The sequence below is a fragment of the Legionella qingyii genome, from assembly GCF_003184185.1.
This window is the reverse complement of the sequence record NZ_QHJG01000005.1, coordinates 167,291-175,272: the sequence shown is the minus strand read 5'-3', so window position 1 is coordinate 175,272 and position 7,982 is coordinate 167,291. Positions and strand designations below refer to the sequence as shown.

Here is a 7,982-nt window from a genome sequence, read left to right as displayed (position 1 = left end):
TCTTTCTACTCAATACTTAAGAAAAGTGATTGGTTTTTAAACTTTGATGAAATCGCCCTGGTCTCTGGATGGCTTGCGCCTTCACCCAAGCTACGATGACTCATTTCCTTAAGTTGACACTATTGAGCATTTACAAGGATGAATCCTCTTGATGCGCAATAAGGGATCTACTTCGTCGTAAACTCCTGGGGATGATGACTATCAAAAGGAGACTACTGTGCTATATATTGGTAATATGAAGCGTAAAAACAATCTGATGCAAAGCTCGGATTGCTTTCACTGAGGCTATGTGAAGATTAAAATTCTTCCCAGATTTCACCCTTTTCATTTCCGTAATCTTTATTATCACGCATCATAGAAATACGCTTGTGCTTGTTAATTTCTTTTATTTGCGATGCAGATTTATTATGAGTTGCATCAAATTCAAATAAAAATTTATCATAAGGACTTACATAAGCTTTATCTATATCATCTGAGTTCATAACCAATCCAAATAACTATAATTTAAAGTGGGTATTTTATAGCTTTTTCATCTAAGTTACCATTACTCTAACTTTTAAAGAAATTAGGAGCACATGATGAGTTTAAAAAAAGCGGAGTTACATGTCCATTTGGAAGGTACCATCACTCCTGGATTAGCTGCAAAGTTGGCTACACGTAATAAACTAGTACTCCCTGAAGGCCTCGTTGCATCTGATGGAAAAAGTTATGTATCCAAAGACTTTCTCGATTTTTTAAAAGTTTATGATACGCTTGCATCGGTGATTCGGCATCCTCGGGATTATTATGATATCACCTTCGACTATTTACGTGCCCGCGCTCAAGAAGATGCTATTTATGTTGAAATGATGTATTCACCAGATCATGCAGAGCTCTCGAGTAAAATCCCTTCCGCAGAACATCTGGCAGCAATTCAACAAGCAATTGACGATGCTAAAGAGCAGTTCAATATAGTAGGACGCATTTTAATTACTGCCGTTCGCCATTTTGGTGTAGAAGCTGTTGAGCATGTTGCGCAACAAACTCATAAAGATAGGTTTCCTTGCGTCACAGGTTTTGGTTTAGGCGGTGATGAAGCAAAATTTCCTCCTAAATTATTCAGCAGAGCATACAGTATTGCTGCTGATGCAGGTTTACAATGCACAGTACATGCAGGGGAATTTGCTCCTGCAAGCGGTATGGTCGAGGCGATGGAACATCTGCCAATCCAACGTATAGGACATGGGGTTAATTCGATTTATTCACCAGATACCATTGCTATGGTAAAAGATAGAAATATTACTTTGGAAATTTGTCCTACAAGTAACATCTTTTTGGGTTTGTTTAAAGATATGAATGAACATCCTTTGCCTAGATTTTATGACGAAGGGATTAAAATTAGTATCAACTCTGATGATCCTCCTTTTATGAATACGACCTTGGGGCAGGAATATCAACGAGTACAAAAATCATACAGCTACAGTGATGAAATAATGAATGCAATCACACGTATGGCCATAGAATCTGCTTTTGTTGATGAAAAAACAAAAGCAGAACTTCTGGCAAGAATTTAATTTGCTCTATTACCCAGGAGTCTGTGTCAGAAAAAGCGGGCTCCTACGTGAATCAAGAAAAAAAGAACACAATGACCTAATCATTACCATGTAGTTCACCCATCAGTTGTTCAATGTAACGTCTGCACGTCAGAGGGTTATGCAAAAAATTAATAATACGACGAGTGCCACCAGTACCGGTGATGCTTATCATCCCATAACTCAACATGCTGCCCATAATGGATTGACGAATATCGATCGCTTCAATTTTGCTTAATGGAATATCAATCGTTTGTCTCACAACGACTCCAGTACGGATAATCACGTGATTTTTCTTGATTGTGAGAGAAGAAAAATAATAAGTCATCCAGGTTATTCCAACCCATAATAAGGCTAGCGCGGCGAAACCGTATCCAAGTTTATGTAAGAAATCAATTTCCACATAATTAACGATCATCAAAGCAGCGCATAAAGATATAACTGGCCAAAAAAATATAATCCAATGCATGCGGGTAAAATAAATAACATTGCTGTCGTAGGGCTTCTCAAACATTGATTCACCTATAATCCTGAAAGTCTACTAAAAAATTATGATATTGCATTTAGCTCAAATTTACTATTCTATACTTCATAGGAAGTATATACTAACTCTCTTTACATTTTTTTTATTCAGAATCGAAAAATGCGTTCTATCAGTCGTTGCCTCAATAAACAACTTGTTGATCTATGCCAACGCTCTGTTCAGTTAGAAGAGCTTGCAAATAAAGTTAAACTTTTGCTCCCTGATACTTTAGCAAATGAATGTCAGGTGGGCAGTTTTAATAAAGGTTGTTTGCTGTTAACAACTACTGACGCTGCCTGGGCAATGCAATTACGTTATGCAATTCCTGAACTGCGAGATAAATTACGTAAAGAAGCAGGCATGTATCAACTTTCTTCAATTAAAGTGGTTGTTATTGAACCAACAGCACAATATGACAAATCCGTACCAACCTCAAAGCATGAGCTATCCGAAAAAGCGAAAGCAATCATTATTAGTGAAAGCCAACATTGTACCTATGAACCATTACAAAAAGCATTATTGCATTTAGCTGATGGTGATGATTCAGTAAATGCAAGCAGTAATAATCAAGAACATTGACAACTGCACCTATTATCATTAATACAATGTCATTGTAACCTGGGTGAAGCATTACATCCTGAGTGCAACGAGGCCCCACGATTTAGCACCGTATTACGATTGGAGTCCTGGGTTCCGTTTTGCTGTACTCAACCTAGAAATACTGCAGATATAATTAGAGAAAAAAATTAAGAATTTGTTTCAGTTAGCGCTGTTGCAAAACGACGAGTTACCCATTCCGGGCCAAGATAAGCAAAACAATCTTGTAGATAATCAGTCAATTCTTCTTCTTCAATTATATGTTCTTTACCACTCGGCTCAACATCATGATGAAAATAGGAATCAAAATAGTTTATGGAAAAATCGACATAATCTCGTGTATGGAGAATAAAGGTATGCCACAGTTCATCAAGAATGAGCAATGGTCCAAAAAGGTAGGTTTTCTTACCTTGTTTTGCCCTTTGCGCATTTAGCCACATCCAAGCCAATAAATCTGCAAATAAAACCTGACCTTCTTGCTCAGAACAGTCAGGATGATGATAGCAAAAATGATTAACTACTGTTTTATTTTTATAAGCAAGTAGTTCAGATAAACTAATCATCCGCAGCACGCTTTTTTGCGACTTGGTTTTTGGGTTACATAACGTACGATACGACAAATCATTTCTTCTTTAGTCATCATTATCTCCACAATTAATTGTAAACAGTGCAGAAAGTCTAACCAATGTTCACAATGGAAGCAATTTAATTATTTATATTTTTTCATCTTCATAAGCGTATAAGCTCCTCTTGCATATTCAGGAGGAGCAACTAATTACCAAATCACACAACGGTTTTTATTCACCATGGGACTGTCATTAGGAATATCGAACGCTTCCTGAAATTGAGGAATATTAGCTAAACTGCCATTCACCCTATATTGTGCAGGAGGATGTGGATCAGTAGTTACCTGATTACGCAGTTGTTGTGGCCGAATGTTCATCGCCCAAACATGTGCTGTTGCGAGAAAAAACTGTTGATCTGGTGTCAGACCACCAATTGTAGGTGCATTTTTATATGCATCAGAATGCTTAAAAGCTCTATAGGCAAGTGTAATCCCTCCTAAATCAGCAGCAGCTTCTCCTACAACCAACTTTCCTTGTACATGCAAATTATCATCTACAACATATTGAGAAAACTGATTCACAATGCACTGCGTAGCTGCCTTGAATTTTTCTAAATCACTTGGAGTCCACCAATTTTTTAAATTACCATGCCCGTCAAATTGCGCGCCTTGATCATCAAATCCATGCGTCATTTCATGTCCCATTACAAAACCAATCGCGCCGTAATTTACAGCAGCAGGTGCATTTGGATCAAAAAATGGTGATTGAAGAATTCCTGCTGGAATATTTAAATTATTCATTGAAGGATCATAATAGGCGTTGATGGTTTGTGGTGTCATAACCCATTCAGTTCGGTCTATAGGTTTACCGATTTTATTAAGATCACGATTCGTTAAAAATTTATTAGCGCGAATTACATTTAAGACATATGGCCCTCTATTAATTACTAATTTGGAATAGTCTCGCCACTTGGAAGGGTAACCTACTCGTTCCTCCATCATTGAAAGCTTTTTCAATGCTGCCTCACGAGTAGCAGGGGTCATCCATGATAGAGTGCTAATATCTTCTTGTAAAACCGCGCGGATATTTTTGAGTATATCCAAAGCTTGCTTTTTATCTTCAGGAGAAAAATAACGCGCCACATACATTTTACCAATAGCAAAACCCAAAGCACCATTTTCCGTAGCAACTACCCGCTTCCATCGAGGCAATATTTTTTCAGCCCCCGTCAGGACTGAAACCATTTTAAAATTCTGGTCCACAAAGGGTTTGGATAAGTATGATGCAAAAGCATCAATTAAATGCCAACGCACGTATGTTTTCCAATCATCTAAAGAAACGGTTCTTAGTTGTTTGTTCATGTCTTTAAAAAATTCGGGCATTGCTAAATTAATACTTTTGATTTGAGCTTGTCCCATCGCTGAAAAATAAGCTGGCCATGAGAAATTGGGAGTGACTTTAGCAAGTTGTGCTCTATCCAAAATATGATATATCGCATGGGGATCACGTTGTTCTATCTGAGACATCGAAGCCTTTGCCATTTGCGTTTCTAAGTTCATCACCGTGCTGGCTTCAGCAGCTGCTTTATCTGGAGAATCACCCAATAGCTCAAACATTTTAGCTATATGATTTATATAAGCCGTGCGAATTTGTTTAAACTTGGCATCACCTTTTAAATAATAATCGCGATCGGGCAAGCCTAAACCGCCCTGCATGGCGGCAGCAATCATCTCTTCACTGTTTTTGAAATCTTGCATGCTGCCAAAATTAAAAAACACATCAACTCCTATTTGATGCAAATGTGCTATTTCATTTTGTAGATCAGTTAAATTTTTTAAATGATTAATGCGATCAAATTCTTGCTGCAGTGGTTTAATACCCAGTTGATTGATGCTGGCTTCATCCATACCGCTATAATAAAAGTCCCCAACCTTTTGCTCTATGCTGCCTGGCTTTGCTTTAGTATCTTTTGCAGCATCGATTAACATTTGGTGAATAATATTTTGAACTTTCTCATTAATCAGATTAAAGCTTCCCCAGCTTGAATAATCGGGAGGAATGGGATTATTTTTTTGCCAATTACCCACAGCATAAGCATAGAAATCTTTGCTTGGTGAGATATTGGTATCCAACCAATTCATTTGGAGTGCTTGCTCAGCATTCTTTTTGGGTGTTTCTGCAGTACTTGCAGAATATATTGAGGAACTACACAACAACGCAAAAGTAAAAAGGCTAATATTAAGTTTCATGCCACAACACTCCCTTGCCAATCATTTATTATTAAATTCACTAGGAATCCGAATAAACGTAGCCAGGTGGAGGCAAATCATAACCAGAGACATATGCGGTTTTGTTTTCCTGGGTTACGACGTTGTCTTCACCCAGGCTACATTCCTACGCTTCGACAGGATAAAATTCGGTTTGCATTGTAGGGAGATATTCTTCTTTATCAAAATAAGTATATTCCCAAGCGTCTTGTCTTACCATTAATTCACGTAACAATCTGTTATTCAGTTCATGACCTGATTTGTACCCTTCGAATGCACCAATCAAACTAGAACCTAATAGATATAGATCACCAATTGCATCCAATACCTTATGTGAGACAAACTCTGATTCAAAACGAAGTCCATCATCGTTGAGAACACGATAGTCATCGACAACTATAGCATTATCCAAACTTCCGCCTTTTGCCAAATCACATTCTCTTAATTTTTCATAATCGGAGAGGAACCCAAATGTACGGGCTCTGCATACCTCTTTCACATAAGAAGTTGTAGAAAAATCAAAACTTACGGTTTGTGGCTTATCATTAAAAGCAGGATGATCAAAGTCAATAGTGAAAGAAATTTTATACCCATTATAAGGATAAAATTGAACGTATTTTCCATTGTCTTCCACTCGAATGGGTTTAAGAATCCGAATGTACTTTTTAGGCGCGTTTTGCTCTCGTATTCCTGCTGATTGGATCAAGAAAACAAAAGGAGCGGCACTGCCATCCATAATTGGCAATTCTGGAGCATTCACATCAATATAAGCATTATCAATACCCAACCCAGCCAAGGCAGATAGCAAATGTTCCACGGTGGCAATTTTAATTGGTCCATGGTGTAACGTGGTACATAACATAGTGTCACCCACATTTTCATATGACGCGGGTATTTCTACTACAGGTGAAAGATCTACTCTTCTAAAAACTATGCCTGTATTAACAGGAGCAGGTCTCAAGGTTAACAGCACTTTTTCACCGGAATGCAATCCTACACCAGTTGCCTGGATCACCTTTTTAGGAGTTCTTTGTTTTGTCATTCAGTGCTCACCTTGTTCCTCTTAATATCAATTTTAAAAATTTTTTATTTTGCACGCAAAACCTAGTGATCGTATCAATATTTTAATATTTAGTCTAATTATTTTTTTATCAAATAATTAAATTTCCCTTCATCTGTACTAATACAGAGGAAGGGGGACAATTTATTTTAAGCTTCTTCTTGCCGACGTAAAAATGCTGGAATATCAAGATAATCCACATCTGGTATGCCATCACCATTTTGTTTTACGCCCGAAGACATTCCTGATTGAGCTTGTTTGCGAACAACGGCAGGTCTATCCAATTGCTGATAATCCAAAGAACCATCACTGCGCGTTGTTTCAAGCAAACGTGCCCGATGGGATTGTGGCTGTGCCTGTTGATGGCGCTGTCTCGCATCGCCTAAACCAGTAACAATAACTGTTACCCGCATTTCATCTGTCATTTCTGGATCGATTACTGTTCCGACCACTACAGTTGCATCATCAGAAATGAATTCTTTAACAACATCTCCGACTTCTTCAAACTCACCAATTGACATGTCAAGGCCAGCAGTAATATTGACCAGGATTCCTCGTGCGCCTGAAAAGTTCACATCTTCTAATAATGGAGACGCAATTGCTGCTTCGGCGGCTTGACGCGCTCGCTGCTCACCCACCGCACTGCCAGTACCCATCATAGCCATACCCATTTCTGACATTACTGTTCGTACGTCTGCAAAATCAACGTTAATCAAGCCTGGACGAGTGATTAAGTCAGAGATACCTTTTACTGCGCCAAGTAAAACATTATTTGCAGCTTTGAACGCATTAAGAAGGCTGATGTTTTTTCCCAAAACACTGAGTAATTTATTATTAGGAATTGTGATTAATGAATCAACATGTTCGGCTAAACGACGGATTCCGTCCTCTGCGGCCAATGCGCGTTGCTTACCTTCAAAAGAAAAAGGCTTGGTTACAACAGCTACAGTTAAAATACCTAATTCTTTAGCAATTTCTGCAAAAACCGGTGCTGCACCTGTTCCAGTTCCACCACCCATTCCTGCAGTAATGAATACCATATCTGCACCACTTAAGATTTCTCGGATATGGTCTCTATCTTCTTCGGCTGCTTCGCGACCTATTTGTGGATTTGCGCCTGCCCCCAAGCCCTTAGTCAGCTCATCACCAAGTTGAATATGTATTTTTGCATTTGAGCCTCTTAGTGCTTGTGCATCAGTATTAGCACAAATAAACTCAACACCATCAATATTTTCTGCAACCATATGCTGGACGGCATTACCACCACCACCGCCAACACCTACGACCTTAATAACAGCATTATTACTATGGTGTTGGCCTTCCATTAATTCAAACATAACCTGCTCCCCTCATATGTTTAATCTTTCAACAAACATCGGCAGTATACCCTTAAATAGA

At 38.4% G+C, this 7,982-nt stretch carries 8 protein-coding genes; 2 read left to right on the top strand and 6 right to left on the bottom strand.

Translation table 11 applies throughout. From position 1 onward, the window contains the following. Nucleotides 1–296: 296 nt before the first annotated feature. The gene (locus tag DGG96_RS04570; protein ID WP_058466621.1) at nt 297–482 is read right to left on the bottom strand and encodes a CBU_0585 family protein; all 186 of its coding nucleotides are present in this window, start codon (nt 480–482) and stop codon (nt 297–299) included. 96 nt (nt 483–578) lie between these two features. Here DGG96_RS04570 and DGG96_RS04565 point away from each other — a divergent pair, with 96 nt between their 5' ends. Continuing rightward, nucleotides 579–1,553, top strand: coding sequence for an adenosine deaminase (locus DGG96_RS04565; RefSeq protein WP_110141776.1), 975 nt, complete (start codon nt 579–581; stop codon nt 1,551–1,553). Nucleotides 1,554–1,629: 76 nt separating this feature from the next. On the opposite strand, the gene DGG96_RS04560 is transcribed toward DGG96_RS04565, so the two are convergent. Beyond that, complete coding sequence (locus DGG96_RS04560; protein ID WP_110141775.1) at nt 1,630–2,085, bottom strand: PH domain-containing protein; 456 nt, start codon at nt 2,083–2,085, stop codon at nt 1,630–1,632. 129 nt (nt 2,086–2,214) lie between these two features. On the opposite strand from DGG96_RS04560, the gene DGG96_RS04555 reads away from it, so the two are divergent. Continuing rightward, the gene (locus DGG96_RS04555) at nt 2,215–2,673 is read left to right on the top strand and encodes a DciA family protein (RefSeq protein ID WP_110141774.1); all 459 of its coding nucleotides are present in this window, start codon (nt 2,215–2,217) and stop codon (nt 2,671–2,673) included. Between the two features lie 167 nt (nt 2,674–2,840). Here the strand turns inward: DGG96_RS04555 and DGG96_RS04550 are convergent, their stop codons facing one another. The 4 genes from DGG96_RS04550 to ftsZ form a co-directional block, all read right to left on the bottom strand. After that, nucleotides 2,841–3,254 carry a glycine-rich domain-containing protein gene (locus DGG96_RS04550; protein ID WP_110141773.1) on the bottom strand — a complete coding sequence of 138 codons (414 nt, stop codon included), beginning with the start codon at nt 3,252–3,254 and terminating at the stop codon, nt 2,841–2,843. Between the two features lie 212 nt (nt 3,255–3,466). Next, entirely contained in the window at nt 3,467–5,506 is a 2,040-nt protein-coding gene (locus DGG96_RS04545) for a M13 family metallopeptidase (RefSeq protein ID WP_110141772.1), read from the bottom strand. 145 nt (nt 5,507–5,651) lie between these two features. Beyond that, a complete protein-coding gene (gene lpxC / locus DGG96_RS04540) occupies nt 5,652–6,566 on the bottom strand; it encodes a UDP-3-O-acyl-N-acetylglucosamine deacetylase (protein ID WP_110141771.1) in 915 nt (304 codons plus the stop codon). Between the two features lie 167 nt (nt 6,567–6,733). Continuing rightward, nucleotides 6,734–7,921 carry a cell division protein FtsZ gene (ftsZ, locus tag DGG96_RS04535; protein ID WP_110141770.1) on the bottom strand — a complete coding sequence of 396 codons (1,188 nt, stop codon included), beginning with the start codon at nt 7,919–7,921 and terminating at the stop codon, nt 6,734–6,736. Nucleotides 7,922–7,982: the final 61 nt, after the last annotated feature.

Bases quoted from the DNA above. Each gene is read 5' to 3' on its own strand.
- DGG96_RS04555 (WP_110141774.1), top strand. From the start codon at position 2,215: ATGCGTTCTATCAGTCGTTGCCTCAATAAACAACTTGTTGATCTATGC.
- DGG96_RS04570 (WP_058466621.1), bottom strand. From the start codon at position 482: ATGAACTCAGATGATATAGATAAAGCTTATGTAAGTCCTTATGATAAA.
- lpxC (WP_110141771.1), bottom strand. From the start codon at position 6,566: ATGACAAAACAAAGAACTCCTAAAAAGGTGATCCAGGCAACTGGTGTA.
- ftsZ (WP_110141770.1), bottom strand. From the start codon at position 7,921: ATGTTTGAATTAATGGAAGGCCAACACCATAGTAATAATGCTGTTATT.
- DGG96_RS04545 (WP_110141772.1), bottom strand. From the start codon at position 5,506: ATGAAACTTAATATTAGCCTTTTTACTTTTGCGTTGTTGTGTAGTTCC.
- DGG96_RS04560 (WP_110141775.1), bottom strand. From the start codon at position 2,085: ATGTTTGAGAAGCCCTACGACAGCAATGTTATTTATTTTACCCGCATG.
- DGG96_RS04565 (WP_110141776.1), top strand. From the start codon at position 579: ATGAGTTTAAAAAAAGCGGAGTTACATGTCCATTTGGAAGGTACCATC.
- DGG96_RS04550 (WP_110141773.1), bottom strand. From the start codon at position 3,254: ATGATTAGTTTATCTGAACTACTTGCTTATAAAAATAAAACAGTAGTT.